The organism is Serratia sp. JSRIV001, assembly GCF_019968745.1.
Taxonomy (GTDB): Bacteria; Pseudomonadota; Gammaproteobacteria; order Enterobacterales; family Enterobacteriaceae; genus Chania; species Chania fonticola_B.
The window spans coordinates 5,555,797-5,576,048 of sequence record NZ_CP074147.1 but is presented as its reverse complement, the minus strand read 5'-3'; the positions used below and the strand labels follow the sequence as shown (position 1 = coordinate 5,576,048).

Genomic DNA, 20,252 nt, shown 5'->3' with positions numbered 1-20,252 from the left:
GTTGCATCACTCCTGGATTTGTGGGCTTTAGGCTTTGCCATCTTCTGCCGTGACGATTTCAGATAGCGGTTGGCGATAGCGTTTTGCCATCACGACGTCTTCCATTCTTTCCAGTGAAACGCCCTTGGTTTCTGGAATAAAGCGGGCAATAAACCAATAGCTGAACAGGCAGCAGGCGGCAAACACCCACATTGGGAACGCCCCGTGGAAGGTGGAGAACAGATAAGGTTGGTCATTGATCATCGGGAAGCTCTGGGCCACGACGAAGTTGGCCAGCCACATACAGCCAACGGCAATGCTCATCCCCTGTGAACGCATGCGGTTGGGGAAGATTTCGGAAACCAGCACCCAGGCACCCACGCCCCATGACATGGCGTAGAACACCATAAAGAACAGCATGCCAAACAGCGCAAAGTAGCCAGTTGCCTGGGTATACAAGGCATAAGAGGTGATCAGCAGACCAACGATGGTGCCCAGGGTGCCCCAGCGCATCAGTGGAATACGGCCTAAGCGATCCATCAGCATCGCGCCGATCACCGAGCCGACCAGTTGCAATACGCCGATCCAGATGGTCTGGAACAGGGCTTCTTGCGCGTTTTCGGTCACGGTTTTCAGCACCACCGGGGCGTAATACATCATGACGTTAACCCCCGTCACCTGTTGCAGCATGGCGATCATACAGCCGACAAACAGAATGAAGCGTACGCGCACGTCGCCATAATTCAGCTTTTGCTTGCGGTGCTGCTCGTCCTGGCGAAGCGACTCCTTGATTTCTCTCAAAACGCTTTTAGCATGCTCAGCATTTGAAACTCGGGTCAGCATGGCTAAAGCCTGATCGTCGCGGCCTACCATTACGCTCCAGCGTGGTGATTCGGGGATGACAAAGACCAAGGCGGTGAACAGCAGGCAGGGGATCACCTCTGAGCCAATCATCCAGCGCCAGCCCATCTCAATCAGCCAGGCTTCGCTGGCATAGCTGGCAATCTTGAAGTTAACGTAAAAAATCACGATCTGACCGAACACGATGGCGAACTGCTGCATGCTGAGCGCCCGGCCCCGCATATCCTTCGGTGAGACTTCTGACATGTACATGGGGGATACCGTTGCGGCCAGCCCGACGGCGAGACCCCCGATGATGCGATAGATAACAAACCAGGTGAAGGTGGTGGCCAAAGCAGCACCGACTGCAGAGACGGTAAACAGGAGGGCGGCGACCACCAGGGCCTTTTTTCGGCCATAGCGCCCGGCCAGCGGCCCAGCGCCGAAGGCACCGACCACGCAGCCGATCACTACGTTGGACACGGCCCAGCCGGTTTCTGCCGGGCTGAGGTCAAAGTAGGCTTTAAGGGCCTCGATAGCGCCAGAAATCACGGCGGTGTCATAACCAAACAGAATGCCGCCGAGTGCCGCAATCCCGCAGATACGCAGAATATACCCAGTATTGTGTTTACGCTGATGTGACATATGTTGCTCCGATTTTTATCCAGGCTTCTGCCTACTTAAGTGACTTGTAGGGGGGTAGGGAGGCAGAAGGGTGAACCGTGCCTGTCATCAAGGCGGTGTTTTTCAGGGGGCCTTTGGCAGACAAGAACATTTATTTCATATTTAGTGAATAATGAAATATTGATTTTTAGATCCAGTTCAAAAAATTGAGCATAAATAGGGCAAATGTTCTGCCCGATTTGCATAGCAGATTGGAAAATTGACTCCTCCAGGCGGGCAAGTGTATCTGTTTAAAAAATAGAGATTACTGTGTAAGGCCACGCAGCTGGCGGATCGCGGATAGCATCGTTTGCCACCACCCGCTCTGCCTACGGGAATGGCAAATTTGCGATCGGCGGCACTAAAAACAAATTTTCTAAAAACTTTTATTTGAAACTTTTTTTTCAATAGAATAGAGTTTGATTCATCTGGTCAGGATTTAATCTGCCTGTGGGCCGTACTCTTGCAGACGGCACGATGAACGTCACGGTATGCGGCAATGCTTCAGGTCGTGGCGATAGCGGACTTAAAAGAGGGTGAAACATGAAAACCGTGGGTAACTTTATTGGTGGGCAGGTTTGCCTGAGCAGCAGTAATCAAACCGTCGACGTGCACAATCCGGCCAGCGGCCAGGTTGAACGCCGGGTGACGCAGAGCACCGCCGCCGAGGTGAAACAGGCTATTGATGTCGCCCATCAGGCATTTACCGACTGGGCGCGTACCACGCCGCTGCGCCGGGCGCGTATCATGTTCAATTTCAAAGCATTGCTAGAGCAGCACCGCGAAGAGTTGGCGCAACTGATCGTCAGTGAACATGGCAAAGTCTATTCCGATGCGCTGGGGGAGTTGACACGTGGCATGGAGGTGGTGGAGTTTGCCTGCGGTATTCCGCACCTGATCAAAGGGGAATACTCACCGGATGTCGGCACCGGCGTGGACAGTTTCTCGTTGATGCAGCCACTGGGTGTTGTGGCCGGGATCACGCCGTTTAACTTCCCGGCTATGGTGCCGATGTGGATGTTCCCTATCGCGCTGGCCTGTGGTAATACCTTCGTCTTGAAGCCTCCGGCGTTGGTGCCTTCGGCCTCCGTGCGTCTGGCAGAACTGCTGAAAGAGGCGGGCCTGCCGGATGGGGTGTTCAACGTCGTGCATTGTGGCAATGAAGAGGCCTCGCAGCTGTGCACCGATCCACGCATTCAGGCGGTGAGCTTCGTTGGCTCATCTACGGTTGCAGAGCATGTTTACACCACCGCCAGTGCGAATGGCAAGCGTGTACAAGCCTTTGGGGCCGCCAAAAATCAGGCTATCGTCATGCCGGATGCGGATCTGGATGCCACGGTCAATGCGCTGATGGGAGGGGCATTTGGCTCGGCCGGTGAACGTTGCATGGCGCTGCCGGTGGCCGTCGTGGTTGGTGATAGCACCGCGGATAAACTGATTGCCAAACTCAAACCGCTGATCGCCCAACTGCGGGTTGGCCCCGGCATGCAGCAAGGCGGCGAGGAAAATGAAATGGGGCCGTTGGTCTCATCCGCCCATCAGAAAAAAGTGCTGGGGTACATTGATATTGGCGTTAAAGAGGGTGCAACGCTGGTGGTCGATGGCCGCGATTATCAGGTGCCGGGTTATCCAGAGGGTTACTACGTGGGCGGTACCCTGTTCGACAACGTACAACCTGATATGCGCATCTATCGCGAAGAGATCTTTGGGCCGGTGTTGGGCATTGTGCGTGTGGCCGATTACCAAACGGCCATCGATACGGTGAACAGCCACGAGTTTGGTAACGGCAGCGCCATTTTCACCAATAACGGCCACTATGCTCGCCAGTTTGTGCATGAGGTTCAGGCGGGGATGGTGGGGGTTAACGTGCCGGTACCGGTGCCGATGGCTTTCCACAGCTTTGGCGGCTGGAAACGTTCAGTATTCGGTGCGCTTAACGTACATGGTACGGACGGCGTGCGATTCTATACCCGCATGAAGACGGCCACCGCACGTTGGCCAACCGGCCAGCAAACGGTATCCGAATACAGTATGCCAACGCTGGGCTAAACCGCAGCCAGGTATGCCGAGGCCGTTATTCCATCGGGATAGCGGCCGTTGTCGCTGGTATCAATGCATTGCAGCCACACTCACAAGCACGGGATTTAAGGAGCATTGTCATGTCATCATTACTTGCGAAATGTCAGCAACCGGATGCGCAGGGGCGTATTCAGTCCGTCACCCCGGAAAATGCCGGCTGGCGTTTTGTCGGGTTTGAGGTCTATCGGTTAGCGGCCGGGCAGTCGTTGCGGTTGGAGAGTGGCGACAAGGAGCTTTGCCTAGTGCTGGTGGCGGGAATTGCCTCTGTGGTAACGCAACGAGCGGAGTATCCACACATTGGTAAGCGGATGAGCCCGTTTGAGCGCACTCCACCTTACTCCGTTTATGTACCGCATCACGACCATGCTGAAGTCCGGGCAGAAACCGATCTGGAATTGGCGGTATGCAGTGCACCGGGTAACGGACATCTGCCTTCACGCTTGATCACCCCGGCAGACGTCGGCGTGGAGCGGCGGGGTAAAGGCCGTAACCAACGGCTGGTACACAATATTCTGCCTGATAGCCAACCGGCTGACAGCCTGCTGGTGGTTGAGGTTTATACCGACGAAGGCAATACCAGCTCCTACCCAAGCCATAAGCACGACCAGGAAAACTCGCCGGACGAAACCTACCTGGAAGAAACCTATTACCACCGTCTTAACCCTGAACAAGGGTTCTGCCTGCAACGTGTCTATACCGACGATCGTTCGCTGGATGAGTGTATGCCGGTCTATAACCGCGATGTGGTGAAAGTGCCGCGCGGTTACCATCCGGTGGCAACCCTGGCCGGATATGACAATTACTATCTCAATGTGATGGCGGGGCCGGTACGCCTGTGGAAGTTCACCTGGGAAAAAGATCACGCCTGGATCAACAGCGAGAGCTATTGATACTGACAAGGTAGGGGCCGCCGCACACTGCGGCCCTTTTCGAATATTACAGCTCTTTGGCGTTATTCAGTGCCAATGATACCGCCAGCGTCTGTGCCAGACACATGGAGGCCACCTGCGAGCGGAAACCATCTACCTGCGCTTCGCGCACTACAAAACAGACATCGCTGAAGGCGGCAAGCGGGCTGACCTGGCTGTCGGTAATGGCGATCAGCTGTGCGCCCTGCTTGGCACCCAACTCCACCAGTTCTACCGCTTCTTTGGCATAAGGCGAATAGCTTATGGCGATCACCACGTCCTTGGGCTTCACCATGCTGAGCTGTTCGGTAAACATCCCGCCTAACCCGTCGATCAGGAAGGCGCGCCTTTCCAGGTGGCGCAGGGCATAGGTGAGATATGAAGCCACGCTGAATGAGCGGCGCAGGCCGATCACGTAGATATTTTCCGCGCTATTCAGCAGCTCTACCGCCCGATCCAACTGCTCGGCACTGGTTTGCATCGCCAACTGTTGCAGCGCCTGCGAGTTGACCATCGTAAACACGTTAAGGATTTCTGCCGGCTTTTCCGGGGCAACGCTGTCGTCGGTAGAGGTTTGGCGGAACAGGCGTGCGCGCTCGGTATAGTTCACCGTTTCTTCCATCAGATGCTGGCGGAAAACCTGCTTCATTTCGTTGAAGCCGCTAAAGCCAAAGGCGTTGGCGAAACGGATCAGGGTAGATGGCGGCACGCTGGCCTGTGCGGCGATGGAGGCAACGGTATCGAAAGCAATGCTGTTACTGTTATCCAGAATGTATCGTGCTACCTGTTTCAAGCGCTTGCTCAGCGTTTCATAACGGCGGCGGATCTCGTCCTGTAACAGCGAAAGTTGAGTTGGGTTAGTCATCCATTCGGCTCGCAGTATTGGCTGAGGCGTATTGGGTATACGCTGAAGATATTGTCCGGTTATTCTAACAGATGGAGTGGACATTTCATTTCTACAAAAAGCGATTTATTTCGTCGCCAGTTGCGTTACTTCACAGAAAATGGGCAAAAAAATCCCCTTAAAGCAGCGAAAATCACTTTAAGGGGCAGGTTCATTAACAACGCCAGCTTAACTCCGGCTGGTTTTACTCGCAGGCTGCGGGCGATATTGCCGCCAGAAACCGATCAGCGTCAGGTATTTCTGTTTCACCTGTTCGACCAGCCCGAGGTCATCGATCTCACCTTGTAGCCAAAGGCGTGAAGAAGTGCCAAAAATGGTGCGGCCAACCGCGAAACCTTTTACCCAGTGGGCATCTGCGGCTGCGGCGAACCCGGCTTTCAGCGTTTCCTGTGGGGAGTCTAGCCCGAGGATCAGCACCCCGCGGCAGAATGGGTCGTGAGTTTCAATCAATTCCCCCACTTTTTGCCAGTTGGCGGCACTCAGCGGCGGCAATTTCCACCAGTCTGGCAGAACGCCCAACCGGTAGAAATGTTCCATCACCTGCAGATAGTTGCGCTCGTCTTTGTCGGCATGACCTTCTGGCAAAATGACTTCCAGCAACAGCTCATGGCCCGATTTGCAGCAGCCACGATACACGTCAACGATCAGCTCATCCTGCTCACGGCGCAGCGTTTCGGCATCCTGTGGATGATAAAATACCAGGCATTTGACCACGTGCTCTTGGGGCCAGTCGATCAGCTGCGAGCCAATGTTGCCGTGCTCCAACCGCAAAGGGCGGGAGCTCGGCAACTCCACCGGGCGGCCAATCCACCAGCCTTGGCCAGTAATGGCATTCAACGCCGCCTGGCCGTAGGTAGTATCTGCCAGAATACCGCTGTTGCCGTGTAACCCCGCTTCGGCAGCTGCAGCCTGTGCGGCGGCCAACAATAACGTTTTTAACTGTGGGATCCGCTCTGTACTCACTCCTGCCTCTCGCGCCATTTCTGCCAACTGCTTGCGATGATCAAAGGCAAATACGCACAGTTCCGGCCACTGCTGTTTACGTGTGGTAACGCGGTGTAAATGGTTCAGACGGGCATCCAGATCCGGGCGTTTCACCTCTTGTTCGCGTTGCAGGTAATCGTCCAGCTCCAGCTTGGTCGGCATCGCGGGGGCGCAGCCGTGGCGTGACACTACCAGCGCACCGCAGGCATTGGCGTAACGGCAGGCCTGATCCCAACCCTCATCATTAAGATAGCCACGTAGCAGGCCAGACATAAAGGCATCACCCGCGCCGAGCACGTTTAAAACGTCAACGCGAACGCCAGAATGCAATTTGACTTGCTGCCAATCTGTGGGGATATCCCCTTCAAATACCGAGCACCCCTGCGCCCCTCGCTTGCACACCAACGTGGCCTGGGTGACCTTACGGACGTTTTGCAGCGCGACCAGCGTATCGGTGCTGCCGCCAGCGATATGGAACTCTTCTTCAGTCCCCACGATGAGATTGAAATGGTGCAGAACTTCCTGCAACTCGCGGGTCACCTTTTCCGATTCGATAAAGCGGGTCTCGCCATCGCCTAACGAGGTCAACCCCCACAGCACTGGCCGATAATCGATATCCAACGCGGTACGCAGCCCGTGGCGGTGGGCGTATTCCAACGCTTGAAGTACCGCTGCGCGCGTTTTGGGATGGGAAAGGTGGGTGCCGGTGATCGCCAGGGCCCGTGATGATGCGATGTAGTTTTCATCGATATCCTCGGGTGTCAGCGCCATGTCGGCACAGTTTTCGCGGTAGAAAATCAGTGGGAAGGTTTCCTGATCCTTGATGCCCAGGATCACCAGGCCAGTCAGGCGCTGCTTATCGGTGATCAGACTCTGCGTGTCCGCGCCGACGCGCTGGAGTTCTTCACGCAGAAAGCGGCCCATGTGCTCATCCCCTACGCGAGCCAGCATGCCGGATTTTAACCCTTGGATCGCGGTGCCATAGGCCACGTTGCCGGAGGAGCCGCCAAGATATTTGGCGAATGAGCTGGCATCTTCCAGGCGTGCGCCGATTTGTTGAGCATAGAAATCGACAGCGATGCGCCCGAGGCAAATGACATCAAGCTGCTTTTGTTGTGTGGCCATACCCGTTTCCTTCTGTCATTAAGCAAAACCGATTGCGACCCGGTAAAGGAGCTAAGTAGGAAGCATGGTTCGAAGTATGAGGAATAAAAATTTCAATTTCAATACGAAATGAAATTTACACCCCGTAAACGTGATGCATTTAAAAGCAGCCTATAACGGACGGCCTGCCGATCTGGCATATTATTATTGATATAACAGTACATTGCGGAAATTTCCTGCACAAGCGAGCGCCATCTTGATGGTTGCTGGTTCGATCGGCGAGTGGGCGCATCGATCGAAAGAGAGCCATGATGATTTTTTACTTAATCAGTTGAATTATATAAATAACTGCAGTCTGTGTGGTTTGGTAATATGCGATCTTTATCGCAAAATGAAATGTTTTTTCTGTATTGATATTTTATGAAAAATATATTTGTTTATAATCAATGCACGTTTCAAACCGCTTATTGCATGAGCAGTGTGTAACAACCCAGACAAGATTATCACTGCTTTTGTGTAACGACGTCAGCGCTACGCCACCGGCTACACCTGTCTGCTCGCACACCACCATCTGCAGCAGGCTCGGGATAACGCCAAATGAAAGGGTGAGTAAAATGGGTAAGATCAAGTTGACCATGGCACAGGCGTTGGTCAGATTTCTCGACAACCAGTACCTGCTGGTAGACGGTGTCGAAACCAAATTCGTCAAGGGTATCTTCGCCATTTTCGGCCACGGTAACGTACTCGGCCTGGGGCAGGCTCTGGAGCAAGACTGTGGCGATCTGCTGGTGCATCAGGGGCGCAATGAACAGGGAATGGCGCATGCCGCTACCGGGTTTGCCAAGCAGAAGCTGCGCCAGCAGATCTACGCCTGTACTTCTTCCATCGGCCCCGGCGCAGCCAATATGATTACCGCTGCGGCCACTGCCACGGCTAACCGCATTCCTTTACTGCTGCTACCGGGCGATGTGTACGCCTCTCGCCAGCCCGATCCGGTATTGCAACAGATCGAACAATCCTACGATTTAAGCATCAGTACCAACGACGCATTTCGCGCTGTCAGTAAATATTGGGATCGCATTGTGCGCCCAGAACAGCTGATGAGCGCCTGCATTAATGCCATGCGTGTGCTGACCGATCCGGCAGAAACTGGTGCCGTCACGCTTTGCCTGCCGCAGGACGTTCAGGGCGAAGCCTACGATTACCCAGACTATTTCTTCCACAAACGGCTGCATCGCCTTGAGCGCCGTCCGGCCAGCCAAGAATCTCTGGCAGAGGCTTTGGCGTTGGTGGTGGGTAAATGCAAGCCGTTGATAATCTGCGGTGGCGGGGTGAAGTATTCGCAGGCTGGGCAGGCGTTGCAGCAGTTTGCTGAACGCTTCCATATTCCGTTTGCCGAAACTCAGGCTGGTAAAGGTACGGTGCTTTCCGCTCATCCTTATAACGTGGGGGGCATCGGTGAAACCGGCTGTCTGGCGGCCAACACGCTGGCGAAGCAGGCAGACCTGGTGATCGGCATCGGCACCCGTTACAGCGATTTCACCACCTCGTCCAAATGGCTATTCCAAAATCCGGAAGTGGAATTCCTTAACATCAACGTCAGCGCGTTTGATGCTGGAAAGCTGGACGGTCTGCAAGTCTTGGCAGATGCCCGTGCGGCTCTGGCCTCTCTCAGCCCGCTGTTGGCTCAGGCGGATTATCGTGCTGATTGGCAAGACACTATCAGCAAGGCGCTTGGCGAACAGCAGAAAGAGACCGAGCGTGTCTATCAAGTGACCTATACCGGCGAAGGCTTTGTGCCGGAAGTCGACGACAGCCTCGATCGTGAACAGGTGTTTGCCGAGTTTATCGAAAAAACCGGCTCCGTATTAACCCAAAGCCGAGTGCTGGGGGTGCTGAATGAGCATTTACCGCAGGACAGCGTCATCGTTGCCGCCGCTGGCAGTTTGCCGGGCGATTTGCAGCGAGTGTGGCAAAACCGGGGTGAGCACGGCTATCACGTGGAATACGGCTACTCCTGTATGGGCTATGAGGTTAACGCCGCGTTAGGCGTCAAGCTTGCGGAGCCGCAGCGCGAAGTTTACGCCATGGTGGGGGATGGGGCGTTCATGATGCTGCATTCTGAGCTGGTCACCTCGATCCAGGAAGGCTGCAAAATCAACGTGGTGCTGTTCGACAACATGACCAACGGCTGTATCAACAACCTGCAGATAGGGCACGGCATGGGGAGCTACACCACCGAGTTCCGCTTCCGTAATCCGCAAGGCAACAAACTGGATGGCAAGCTCGTTCCGGTTAACTTTGCCATGTTGGCGGCGGCCTATGGTTGCAAAACCTACAGCATTACTACAGAACAACAGCTGATCGATGCGCTGGCAGATGCCCGTAAGCAACAGGTTTCCACCCTGCTCGATATCAAAGTGCTGCCAAAAACCATGGTCCACAACTATCTCAGTTGGTGGCGCGTGGGGGGGGCCCAGGTGGCTGAAAGTGAAAAAATTATTGCCGTCGCCCGCAGGCTGCAAGAGAACATCGATAAAGCCCGCGACTACTGATAACGCAATGCCTTGGCAATCGTAGGTGCGGTGGAGCATGCCGCGCCGACATAAATAATCAGCTCGACTTCAGACCTTGCGTCTGCCGTTTACAGTCCACGAGGATAACGAAAATGACATTGAACATTGGGGTTATTGGTACCGGTGCTATTGGTAGGGATCATATCCGCCGTTGCAGCCAGGTGTTGCAGGGCAGCCGCGTGGTTGCGGTGAATGACATCAATCGAGACAGTGCGGCCAAGGTGGTCAGCGAACTGAAACTGGACGCCAAGGTTTATGACAATGCCCACGATCTGATCAACTCCTCAGACGTCCAGGCGGTGCTGGTTACATCATGGGGGCCGAGCCATGAAGAGTTTGTGCTGGCCGCCATTGCTGTGGGTAAACCCGTGTTTTGCGAGAAACCGCTGGCGGTCACGGCACAGGGTTGCAAAAACATCGTGGATGCCGAAGCCAGGCATGGCAAACGCCTGGTACAGGTGGGTTTTATGCGCCCTTACGATCAGGGCTACCGGGCGCTGAAACAGGTACTAACCAGCGGCCAGATCGGCGAACCGCTGATGCTGCATTGTGCCCACCGTAATCCAAGGGTCGGTGAAGCCTACACCACGGATATGGCCATTACCGATACGCTCATTCACGAGTTAGACGTGCTGCGTTGGCTGCTGGACGATGATTACGTCTCGGTGCAAGTAGTGTTCCCACGCAAGAGCAGCAAAGCCCTGCCGCATTTGAGAGACCCGCAGATTGTGCTGATGGAAACGGCCAAGGGCACCCGCATTGACGTCGAAATTTTTGTTAACTGCCAATACGGCTACGACATTCAGTGTGAGGTGGTGGGGGAAACCGGCATTGCCAAGCTACCAGAACCTTCCGCGGTGCAAATGCGCAGCGGTGCCAAACTGTCCACCGAGATCCTGGTCGACTGGAAAGACCGCTTTATCGGTGCCTATGATGTTGAACTGCAAGCCTTTATCAATGACGTTCAGGCCGGCAAGCTCACCGGGCCTTCTGCTTGGGATGGCTTTGCCGCTGCGGTGGCGGCGGATGCCTGTATCGCCGCGCAGACCAGCGGTGAAGTGGTGCCAGTGACCTTGCCTGCCCGTCCTGGCTTCTATGGTAAATAACTTTCTTGGCCAAGCCGGTGGGAAAGATAGCCGGTAAGTGCCAACATGACTGAGGCTGAAAATGAACAAAGACCACGTAAAGCTGGCAATCGCCCCGATTGGTTGGACGAATGACGATATGCCTGAGTTAGGGGACGAGAACACGTTCCAGCAGTGCGTCAGCGAAATGGCGCTGGCCGGGTTCACCGGCAGCGAAGTGGGCAGCAAATACCCGCGCGATCCCAAGGTGTTGAAGCCGATGCTGGATATCCGCGGGATCCAGATCTGTAATGCCTGGTTCAGCACGTTTTTTGCCGATGGGCTGAAGGAAAAGACCATCGATGAGTTTATTAACCACATGAATTTCCTGCATGCAATGGGGGCCAAAGTGATTGGCTGCTCCGAGCAGAGCAAGAGCATTCAGGGCACCACCAAGGCGGTATTTGAAGAGAAGCCCTATTTTAGCGATGAAGAGTGGCAGCGGGTGGCGCAAGGGTATAACGAGCTGGCGAAAATTGCCGCCGGAAAGGGGATGCAGGTCTGCCTGCACCATCATATGGGCACGGGCATCCAGACCACCGAAGAGATAGACCGCTATATGAGCATGGTGAACGACGATGTTTACCTGCTGTTTGATACCGGGCATGCCTATTACTCCGAAGGCAGCCAACAGGCAATGTTGGCAATCCTGGAGAAATACCTGCCGCGCATCAACCATGTGCACTTGAAAGACGTGCGTGACGAGGTGGTGGCAGAGGTTAAGGCCAAGCGCCTGAGCTTCCTGGACGGGGTGAAAAAAGGCACCTTCACCGTGCCGGGGGATGGCGTGATCGATTTCCGGCCGATATTCAAGCTGTTGGATGAGCGTGGCTATAAGGGATGGATGGTGGTGGAGGCCGAGCAGGATCCGGCGCTGGCCAATCCTTTTGAATACGCTGTGAAAGCACGCCGCTATATTCGCGAAACGGCCGAGCTTTAAGTTAGTTATTGGTTTGCTGAGTCTAACTGGTGGGGCGTTGGTATTAGCGCCCCACCTACAAAGCAGTTCTGATTACGGGGTTTTAAACCGAGCCATATGATAAGCATCCACCAACTCGCCATCGCGCATGGCAAAGCGGCGGCTGGTGCCTTCAATCTCAAAACCGAACTTACGATACAGCGCAATGGCACCCTGATTGTCGGTGAATACCGTGAGCTCAATGCGCTCAATACCGGCCCAGTTGTCGCAGATATCGATCATCGCCTGCATCAGCGCGCTGCCAACGCCTTTGCCGTGGTAACCGGCATCCACGCTGATGCCAATAGTGGCCACATGGCGGCGGCGTACCCGCTGGTTGAGTTCCACGAACAACTGCCCCACCACGCGATCGTCAATGCAGGCCACCATGTTGTAGGTTCCGGGTTGCACGTTAGCAATACGTTGCTGCCACATGGCTTTTGACGGTAGCGGTAGTTGTAGCGTGTCACGGTAAACGGCCGGGTGGGAATATAGCTGGTGTAGGGCTTCAGCATCGTTACTTTCCACGTGACGAACTACAATCTCGCTCATTCTTTCCTCTCTTTGGCGTTTACCGTTTGAATAACCTCCCAAATTATCCGTTTACTCCCCTGAGTCAATATAATTTCCTATTGGTCAAAAAAACGCTTTACAGGTGCGAATGATAATGATTATTATTGTCATGCGTTCAGAGAGAGTATCAACCTTTGATACTGTTTGCTGAAGGCACGACATTGCTCACATTGCTTCCAGTGTTTACTTAGCCAGCTCGGGTGCTGGCTTTTTTTTTGCCCAAATTCATCGGCTAACTCATCCCACAAACCCTTTGTTACGTGCTGGCAAACTCCACCTAATTTTTTGAACAGAGGGGTGAGATTTTTGCGCTTTCATATTCCTCCGTCAGGTCTAGACTGTAGAAAACGTTGAGGAGAGTTGAATATGATTTATTTACGTAAGGCACAAGATCGCGGTCATGCCAATCATGGTTGGCTCGACAGCTGGCACACTTTCTCATTTGCTGACTATTACGCTCCCGACTTTATGGGGTTCTCGGCGCTGCGAGTGATCAACGAAGACGTGATTGATGCAGGCCAGGGGTTCGGTACTCATCCCCATAAAGACATGGAAATCCTGACCTACGTGCTGAGCGGCACGGTGGAGCATCAGGACAGCATGGGCAACAAAGAACAGATTAATGCCGGTGAGTTCCAGATCATGAGTGCAGGGACCGGTGTGCGTCACTCTGAGTACAATGCCAATAGCGATCGGCCATTGCATCTCTACCAGATCTGGATTATTCCGGATCAGGTTGGGCTGGAGCCGCGTTATGAACAACGGATGTTTGATGCGCCTCAGGGCCGCCAGTTGGTGCTGTCGCCAGACGCCCGTGAAGGTTCGCTGAAGGTGTTCCAGGATATGACGTTGTCTCGCTGGGCGCTGAAGAAAGACGAGCAATCGGTTTATCCAATCCAGGCAGAACGCCGCGTTTGGATCCAGGTGGTGCATGGCAATGTCTCTATCAATGGCCACAAAGCAGGTATTAGCGATGCGTTTGCCATCTGGGATGAGACAGCACTGTCTATCCATGCCGATGACGACAGCGAGATTTTACTGTTCGATCTGCCGCCGGTGTGATGACAAAGTAATGGCGAGGGCTTGGTGCAATGCCGGGCCCTTTTTTGTGTCTGCTGGCCGGATAACCAACAATATCGGAAAGGCGTTTTATTTGCTAAAATGGCCGCCCATTCACGGTTAGCCAGTTCAGTGATAATGAAGAAAAAACGGCCGGTGCTTCAAGATGTTGCAGATCAGGTTGGCGTCACCAAAATGACGGTGAGCCGCTATTTGCGCAATCCCGATCAGGTTTCTGCCGCTTTACAGCAAAAAATTGCGGTAGCGCTGGACGAACTTGGCTACATTCCCAATCGTGCCCCGGATATCCTTTCCAATGCGACCAGCCGGGCAATTGGCGTGTTGCTACCGTCGTTGACCAACCAGGTGTTTGCCGAAGTGTTGCGGGGTATCGAAAGCGTTACCGATGCACACAACTATCAAACCATGCTGGCGCACTACGGCTATCTGCCGGAGCGTGAGGAAGAGCGTCTGACGTCGCTGTTTTCTTATAACATCGATGGGCTGATCCTGTCCGAACGCCACCATACCGCACGTACCCTGAAGATGATTGAAGTTGCAGGCATCCCGGTGGTGGAGCTGATGGACTGTGTCTCACCCTGTATCGATCTGGCGGTCGGGTTCAACAACTTTGAAGCGGCTCGCCAAATGACTCAGCAGATCATCGCTCGCGGCCATCGTCATGTGGTGTACTTTGGCGCGCGTCAGGATGAACGCACCATTATCAAACAGCAGGGCTACGAACAGGCCATGCGTGAGTCTGGTCTTGAAGCCTACAGCATCATGACCTCACGTTCTTCTTCCTATTCGGCCGGTGGTGAGATGTTGCGCGAGGCGCAGCGAGATTATCCGCAGGTCGACAGTATCTTTTGTACCAACGATGACTTGGCGATCGGTGCGGCATTCGAGTGCCAGCGCCAGGGGTTATCTATCCCGCAGGATATGGCGATTGCCGGTTTCCACGGCCACGATATCGGCCAGGTGATGGTACCAAAGCTGGCGAGTGTGCTGACGCCGCGTGAGCATATGGGGCAGATCGCCGCTGAGCGCCTGTTGGCACGACTGCGTGGAGAGGTTGTTTCCCCACGTATGGTGGACGTGGGCTTCACCGTGGCACCCGGTGGCAGCATCTGAACCTGGGCGCAACAGCCAGCGCCCAGCACGGCTAACTTATTGCTTTAGCGCTGCAACACAGCGGCCAACTACGCCTTCAACGTCGGTATCGATATCCACGCAAATCACATCTTTTTCGTCAACCCCGGGCTCTTCTAACGCCTCAAACTGACTTTTTAGCAGCTCGGTGGGCATAAAATGCCCAGAGCGGGCTTGCAGACGGGCCAGGATCGTCTCGAAACTGCCTTTCAGATAGATAAACACCATATTGTCATTGTCTTTGCGTAGCAGATCGCGGTAGCGGCGCTTGAGCGCCGAGCAGACAATAATCCCACTCTCGTTCTTGTGATTCAGGCTGTACGCCGCGTCGTTGAGGCGTTGCAGCCAGGGCGCGCGGTCCTCGTCATTCAGCGGCTGGCCGCTGGCCATCTTCTGGATATTGGCGCGTGGATGCAGATCGTCGCCATCGATAAATTTTGCCTTGATTTCCCGTGCTACCGCCGCGCCAATCGTGGATTTGCCGCTGCCGGAGACGCCCATCAGGATGATGCTTTTTCCCGCCATAAGTTTGATCTCTATCTCAGAATGCGAATTTTGCTGGGTTACCTGGTTCCGGATCTTATCATGTTACCGGTATCATGATACGGGTAACAAATGGAGATGTGATTGTCATCACACAGCACAGAACAGGGAACATGCCCGGCGTTTTCATGTCGCCACGTGGCGGGCTGCAATCTGCATCCATTGGCTACCACTGTACTCAGCTGCCTACTTAGACCACCAGGATAGGGTCGTACAATAAAACAAAGCACCTTCTTTCGCTGCCGTTGCGTAAAGAGGCCAAGTGATAAAAGGGTTGGAGAAAAATTATGCCACTAGTGATTGTTGCCATCGGCGTAGCCATGCTACTGCTGCTGATGATCCGCTTTAAGCTGAACGGCTTTATCTCGTTGATTCTGGTCGCTCTGGCGGTTGGTATCATGCAGGGAATGCCGGTAGACAAAGTGATTGGTTCTATCAAGGCCGGCGTGGGCGGAACGCTGGGCGGTCTGGCGCTGATCATGGGCTTTGGTGCCATGCTCGGTAAGCTGCTGGCGGACTGTGGTGGTGCGCAACGGATTGCTACCACACTGATCGACAAGTTCGGTAAACAGCATATCCAATGGGCCATCGTGCTGACCGGTTTTACCGTCGGTTTTGCTCTGTTCTACGAAGTGGGCTTCGTGCTGTTGCTGCCTTTGGTGTTTACCATTGCTGCCTCTGCACGTATCCCGCTGCTGTATGTCGGCGTGCCGATGGCTGCGGCGCTGTCCGTTACCCACGGTTTCCTGCCGCCACACCCAGGCCCAACAGCTATTGCTACCATTTTCCATGCGGACATGGGTAAAACCCTGTTGTATGGCACCTTGCTGGCAATCCCAACCGTGATCCTGGCAGGCCCGGTGTATGCCCGCTTCCTGAAAGGTATCGATAAGCCGGTTCCGGTCGGTCTATATAACCCAAAAACCTTTACCGAAGAAGAAATGCCTGGGTTTGGCGTCAGCGTAGCGACTGCACTGGTGCCGGTGATCCTGATGGCGTTGCGTGCCGTGGCGGAAATGGTGTTGCCAAAAGGCCACCCGATCTTGGCTTACGCCGAGTTCTTTGGTGACCCGGTAATGGCAACGCTGATCGCGGTGCTGATCGCCATCTTTACCTTCGGCCTGAACCGTGGCCGCACCATGGACGAAGTGATGGGCACCGTCAGCGACTCCATCAAAATCATCGCCATGATGCTGTTAATCATCGGCGGTGGCGGGGCGTTCAAACAGGTGCTGGTGGACAGCGGCATTGAGCAATACATTGCTGGCATCATGCATGGCAGCAATGTGTCACCGATCCTGATGGCCTGGTCAATTGCCGCAGTGCTGCGTATTGCACTGGGTTCCGCGACCGTAGCGGCAATCACCGCCGGGGGCATTGTGGCTCCGCTGATTGCTACCACCGGGGCTAGCCCGGAGCTGATGGTTATCGCCGTTGGTTCGGGCAGCGTGATTTTCTCTCACGTAAACGATCCAGGCTTCTGGCTGTTCAAGGAGTATTTCAACCTGACCATTATGGAAACCATCAGGTCCTGGTCCGTGTTGGAAACCATCATTTCAGTCTGTGGCCTGATTGGCTGCCTGCTGTTGGCGATGGTGGTTTAAGCCTTAACGGCGGGGCGCAGCAATCTCTGCTGCGCCCTGACTGCTAAAGGTTCAGATACGCCCGAACGCCGTCCAGGAACATCTGGGTGGACAGCATCACCAGAATCAACCCCATCAGTCGTTCCAGTGCACTCACCCCTTTGCTACCCAGTAAACGTAGGAATACGTTCGACATCAGCAGGATCGCCGCCGACAATCCCCAGGCAATCAGCAAGGCCACGACCAGATGCGAAATCTGATTGGGGTACTGGTGTGAAAGTAACATCAAGGTTGCCAGAATTGACGGCCCGGCCACTAACGGAATAGCGAGCGGCACCAGGAAAGGCTCCTCTCCTGCGGAAAGATCGCTGCCGCTGCCCTCCTGCGAAGGGAAAATCATCTTGATAGCGATCAGGAACAGGATTATCCCGCCGGAGATCGACACGGTTTCGGTGCGCAGGTTGAGGAACGCCAAAATATGTTCGCCCGCGAACAGGAAAATCAGCATCAATACCAAGGCTATCAGCAACTCGCGGATCACCACCGCCCGGCGACGGCGCGGTTCCAGGTGTTTCAGCACCGACATGAAAATCGGCAGGTTACCCAGCGGATCCATAATTAAAAACAGCAACACCGTTGCCGCAATCATTTCTGTCATTTAAGGCCTCAAAATCAGAAAAAACGACGGATATAAGCGGCGTTACTGAGAATTGCCTGCTCATTGAATAAATTCACTTTGCGCTCGCGCCGACTTTTTGTAAGGTGGGTAGATATTGCACACAACATATAACTTAACTCTATCTCATATCCTTCCTGAAAGGGTATAGAGCATAGCCATCCTCCAAGGCAGGACAGTAAATATGAAAAACGTTGGTTTCATTGGTTGGCGTGGTATGGTCGGCTCGGTTCTCATGCAACGCATGACTGAAGAGCGCGATTTTGACGCCATTCGCCCGGTATTCTTCTCCACTTCGCAGCTCGGTGCTGCCGCCCCGGCTTTTGGTGGCCAGCAGCAAGGTACGCTGCAAGATGCGTATGATGTCGAAGCATTAAGCGCTCTCGATATTATTATTACCTGCCAGGGCGGCGATTACACCAATGAAATCTATCCAAAGCTGCGGGCTGCCGGCTGGCAGGGCTATTGGATTGATGCGGCCTCTTCTCTGCGTATGAAAGACGAGGCGATTATCATCCTCGACCCAGTGAACCATGCGGTGATCCAGGAAGGGCTGAACAAAGGAATCAAGACCTTTGTTGGCGGTAACTGCACCGTCAGCCTGATGCTGATGTCGCTGGGCGGCCTGTTTGCCAATGACTTGGTGGAGTGGGCCTCTGTTGCCACCTACCAGGCTGCCTCTGGCGGGGGGGCGCGCCATATGCGTGAGCTGTTGACCCAGATGGGCATGCTGCATGCGGATGTGGCGAAGGAGTTACAGGACCCGGCCTCGGCGATCCTGGACATCGAACGTAAAGTCACGGAGGCCACCCGTTCCGGTAAGCTGCCAACCGATAACTTTGGCGTTCCTCTGGCAGGTAGCCTGATCCCTTGGATCGACAAGCAGCTGGATAACGGCCAAAGCCGCGAAGAGTGGAAAGGCCAGGCGGAAACCAACAAGATCCTCAGCACCTCAAGCATCATCCCGGTTGATGGTCTGTGTGTGCGCGTCGGTGCGCTGCGCTGCCACAGCCAGGCATTTACTCTGAAGCTGAAGAAAGACATTCCGCTGCCGGAAATTGAGCAACTGTTGGCCACGCACAACGACTGGGTACGGGTGATCCCGAACGACCGCGAACTGACCATGCGTGAGCTGACGCCTGCTGCCGTAACCGGTACTTTGAACACGCCAGTTGGCCGTCTGCGCAAGCTGAATATGGGGCCGGAATACCTCTCCGCCTTCACCGTTGGCGATCAGCTGTTATGGGGCGCGGCCGAACCCCTGCGCCGCATGCTGCGTATCCTGCTGTAGGATATTTAGTTGCGTTGCATGAAGGATCACTAAGCTGTAAAAAACCGATAGCCCGCATGAAAGCGGGCTTTTTTATGTGGATTGCATTACTAAAACGCACATTTAGGTTATCCCCAAGACCGTACTTTGGGGACAGGTCGATTGGCGGCAACGTAATGCGGGGGCCATGTTGGCGGTATATCATTGAAACCGCGGCCCATCGTGTTATTTCGTCAGCACCTTTTCTAATGCGGTAAGCGCGCATTGCTGATCAAGGTGTCCACCCGGTGCGCCGCCTACCCCAATAGCGCCAACGACTTCTTCACCGCTTTTCACCGGTACGCCACCGGCCAGCAATAAAAATCCAGGGATATCACGCAGATTTTCTGCCCCGGCGTTGGTCTGGGCATTTTTCATCACATTTTCGGTAGGGTTTTTGGTGGTCAGCGCGGTAAATGCTTTCATCCGGCTGGCTTCCACCGTATGAGGACCCGCGTTATCCATCTTCTTGATAACCAGAGGAATACCGGCGCGGTCTACCACGGTAACGGCAACATTGTAGTTATTGGCGCTACAGGCCTGGATGGCACTTTGCGCCAACTTATCAGCCAATTCGAGGGAGAGATTCTTTTCGGTCAGAATGCCACTGGCTGCACTGGTGAATGACAGCATACTGCTAAATAAAATGGCGGATGAGATTATACGTTTCATCTTGGCTTGCTCCTGAATAGACCTTTGGTGTAACAAAGAGAATAGAGGGTGTCATTGAAGCAATCTATTGTCTTGATTACCTACTTGGCTAGGTGTTTTTACTGAATAGGGGGGATATGCAGCCCAGTGAAAGGGCTGGAGCGTTGTTTGATCTGACGTTCGGTTAGCCCCAACACTGCACGTAACTGCTATAACCTTGAACTTCCTTGAGGCTGATCTCTTTCAGCCCTCCAATGTGCTGTTTTCCACATTTCTGATCTCAATTGCTGTAGCAGTAAAGGCGATGCAGGCAAGGTGACGTCACTCCTGTCGTATATCAGACGCAGCCAGCGAAGGTTGCCCGCTCCGCCGGTTTTCCGGCTGAAAATTTTCCTTGGTAATGTCACCGTGTTTTTAGCAGACATGGCTATGCTTATTAGGTGGATGAAAAGTTTTCCATCAATGGTGAAAACTCGCCTAAAAATTAAGCATAAAGAGCGAAACTGCGAGCATGAAGGCGATCGATTAATCAATAACCGACTGAAATCACGCTTTAGGTAGCAAATGAATTGCATGATAGGTGCAAC

At 54.1% G+C, this 20,252-nt stretch carries 16 protein-coding genes; 9 read left to right on the top strand and 7 right to left on the bottom strand.

The window, feature by feature from the left end:
• Positions 1-27: 27 nt before the first annotated feature.
• Entirely contained in the window at positions 28-1,464 is a 1,437-nt protein-coding gene (locus tag KGP17_RS25880) for a sugar porter family MFS transporter (RefSeq protein WP_021807415.1), read from the bottom strand.
• Between the two features lie 561 nt (positions 1,465-2,025).
• Between KGP17_RS25880 and KGP17_RS25875 the strand changes: the two genes are divergently transcribed.
• On the top strand, positions 2,026-3,531 hold the full coding sequence (locus tag KGP17_RS25875; protein WP_223498593.1) for a CoA-acylating methylmalonate-semialdehyde dehydrogenase: 1,506 nt from the start codon (positions 2,026-2,028) through the stop codon (positions 3,529-3,531).
• Between the two features lie 110 nt (positions 3,532-3,641).
• Positions 3,642-4,451, top strand: coding sequence for a 5-deoxy-glucuronate isomerase (gene iolB, locus KGP17_RS25870; RefSeq protein ID WP_021807417.1), 810 nt, complete (start codon positions 3,642-3,644; stop codon positions 4,449-4,451).
• Positions 4,452-4,497: 46 nt separating this feature from the next.
• Here iolB and KGP17_RS25865 read toward each other — a convergent pair whose 3' ends face one another.
• Together KGP17_RS25865 and iolC are read right to left on the bottom strand one after the other, a co-directional pair.
• Positions 4,498-5,334: a MurR/RpiR family transcriptional regulator gene (locus KGP17_RS25865; RefSeq protein ID WP_021807418.1), complete on the bottom strand. Its 837-nt coding sequence runs from the start codon at positions 5,332-5,334 to the stop codon at positions 4,498-4,500.
• A gap of 207 nt (positions 5,335-5,541) precedes the next feature.
• Positions 5,542-7,482, bottom strand: a complete 1,941-nt coding sequence (iolC, locus tag KGP17_RS25860; RefSeq protein ID WP_094982408.1) for a 5-dehydro-2-deoxygluconokinase — start codon at positions 7,480-7,482, stop codon at positions 5,542-5,544.
• Positions 7,483-8,075: 593 nt separating this feature from the next.
• Here iolC and iolD point away from each other — a divergent pair.
• The 3 genes from iolD (at position 8,076) to iolE (ending at position 12,101) form a co-directional block, all read left to right on the top strand.
• Positions 8,076-10,016: a 3D-(3,5/4)-trihydroxycyclohexane-1,2-dione acylhydrolase (decyclizing) gene (gene iolD, locus KGP17_RS25855; protein ID WP_223498592.1), complete on the top strand. Its 1,941-nt coding sequence runs from the start codon at positions 8,076-8,078 to the stop codon at positions 10,014-10,016.
• Positions 10,017-10,129: 113 nt separating this feature from the next.
• A complete protein-coding gene (locus tag KGP17_RS25850; RefSeq protein ID WP_021807421.1) occupies positions 10,130-11,143 on the top strand; it encodes a Gfo/Idh/MocA family protein in 1,014 nt (337 codons plus the stop codon).
• A 61-nt stretch (positions 11,144-11,204) separates the two neighbouring features.
• The gene (gene iolE, locus KGP17_RS25845; RefSeq protein WP_209555015.1) at positions 11,205-12,101 is read left to right on the top strand and encodes a myo-inosose-2 dehydratase; all 897 of its coding nucleotides are present in this window, start codon (positions 11,205-11,207) and stop codon (positions 12,099-12,101) included.
• A gap of 72 nt (positions 12,102-12,173) precedes the next feature.
• Here iolE and KGP17_RS25840 read toward each other — a convergent pair whose 3' ends face one another.
• Entirely contained in the window at positions 12,174-12,671 is a 498-nt protein-coding gene (locus tag KGP17_RS25840) for a GNAT family N-acetyltransferase (protein ID WP_021807423.1), read from the bottom strand.
• 387 nt (positions 12,672-13,058) lie between these two features.
• Between KGP17_RS25840 and KGP17_RS25835 the strand changes: the two genes are divergently transcribed.
• Positions 13,059-13,754: a pirin family protein gene (locus KGP17_RS25835; protein WP_223498591.1), complete on the top strand. Its 696-nt coding sequence runs from the start codon at positions 13,059-13,061 to the stop codon at positions 13,752-13,754.
• Positions 13,755-13,889: 135 nt separating this feature from the next.
• Entirely contained in the window at positions 13,890-14,885 is a 996-nt protein-coding gene (gene gntR / locus KGP17_RS25830; RefSeq protein WP_059201936.1) for a gluconate operon transcriptional repressor GntR, read from the top strand.
• Positions 14,886-14,921: 36 nt separating this feature from the next.
• Here the strand turns inward: gntR and KGP17_RS25825 are convergent, their stop codons facing one another.
• Positions 14,922-15,428: a gluconokinase gene (locus tag KGP17_RS25825; protein WP_166733608.1), complete on the bottom strand. Its 507-nt coding sequence runs from the start codon at positions 15,426-15,428 to the stop codon at positions 14,922-14,924.
• Between the two features lie 305 nt (positions 15,429-15,733).
• On the opposite strand from KGP17_RS25825, the gene gntT reads away from it, so the two are divergent.
• A complete protein-coding gene (gene gntT / locus KGP17_RS25820; protein WP_021807428.1) occupies positions 15,734-17,050 on the top strand; it encodes a gluconate transporter in 1,317 nt (438 codons plus the stop codon).
• A 43-nt stretch (positions 17,051-17,093) separates the two neighbouring features.
• Here the strand turns inward: gntT and KGP17_RS25815 are convergent, their stop codons facing one another.
• Positions 17,094-17,687: a YhgN family NAAT transporter gene (locus tag KGP17_RS25815; RefSeq protein ID WP_021181749.1), complete on the bottom strand. Its 594-nt coding sequence runs from the start codon at positions 17,685-17,687 to the stop codon at positions 17,094-17,096.
• Between the two features lie 202 nt (positions 17,688-17,889).
• On the opposite strand from KGP17_RS25815, the gene asd reads away from it, so the two are divergent.
• The gene (gene asd, locus KGP17_RS25810; protein ID WP_021181748.1) at positions 17,890-18,996 is read left to right on the top strand and encodes an aspartate-semialdehyde dehydrogenase; all 1,107 of its coding nucleotides are present in this window, start codon (positions 17,890-17,892) and stop codon (positions 18,994-18,996) included.
• Positions 18,997-19,200: 204 nt separating this feature from the next.
• Here the strand turns inward: asd and KGP17_RS25805 are convergent, their stop codons facing one another.
• A complete protein-coding gene (locus KGP17_RS25805) occupies positions 19,201-19,686 on the bottom strand; it encodes a heme-binding protein (RefSeq protein ID WP_021807430.1) in 486 nt (161 codons plus the stop codon).
• Positions 19,687-20,252 lie beyond the last annotated feature (566 nt).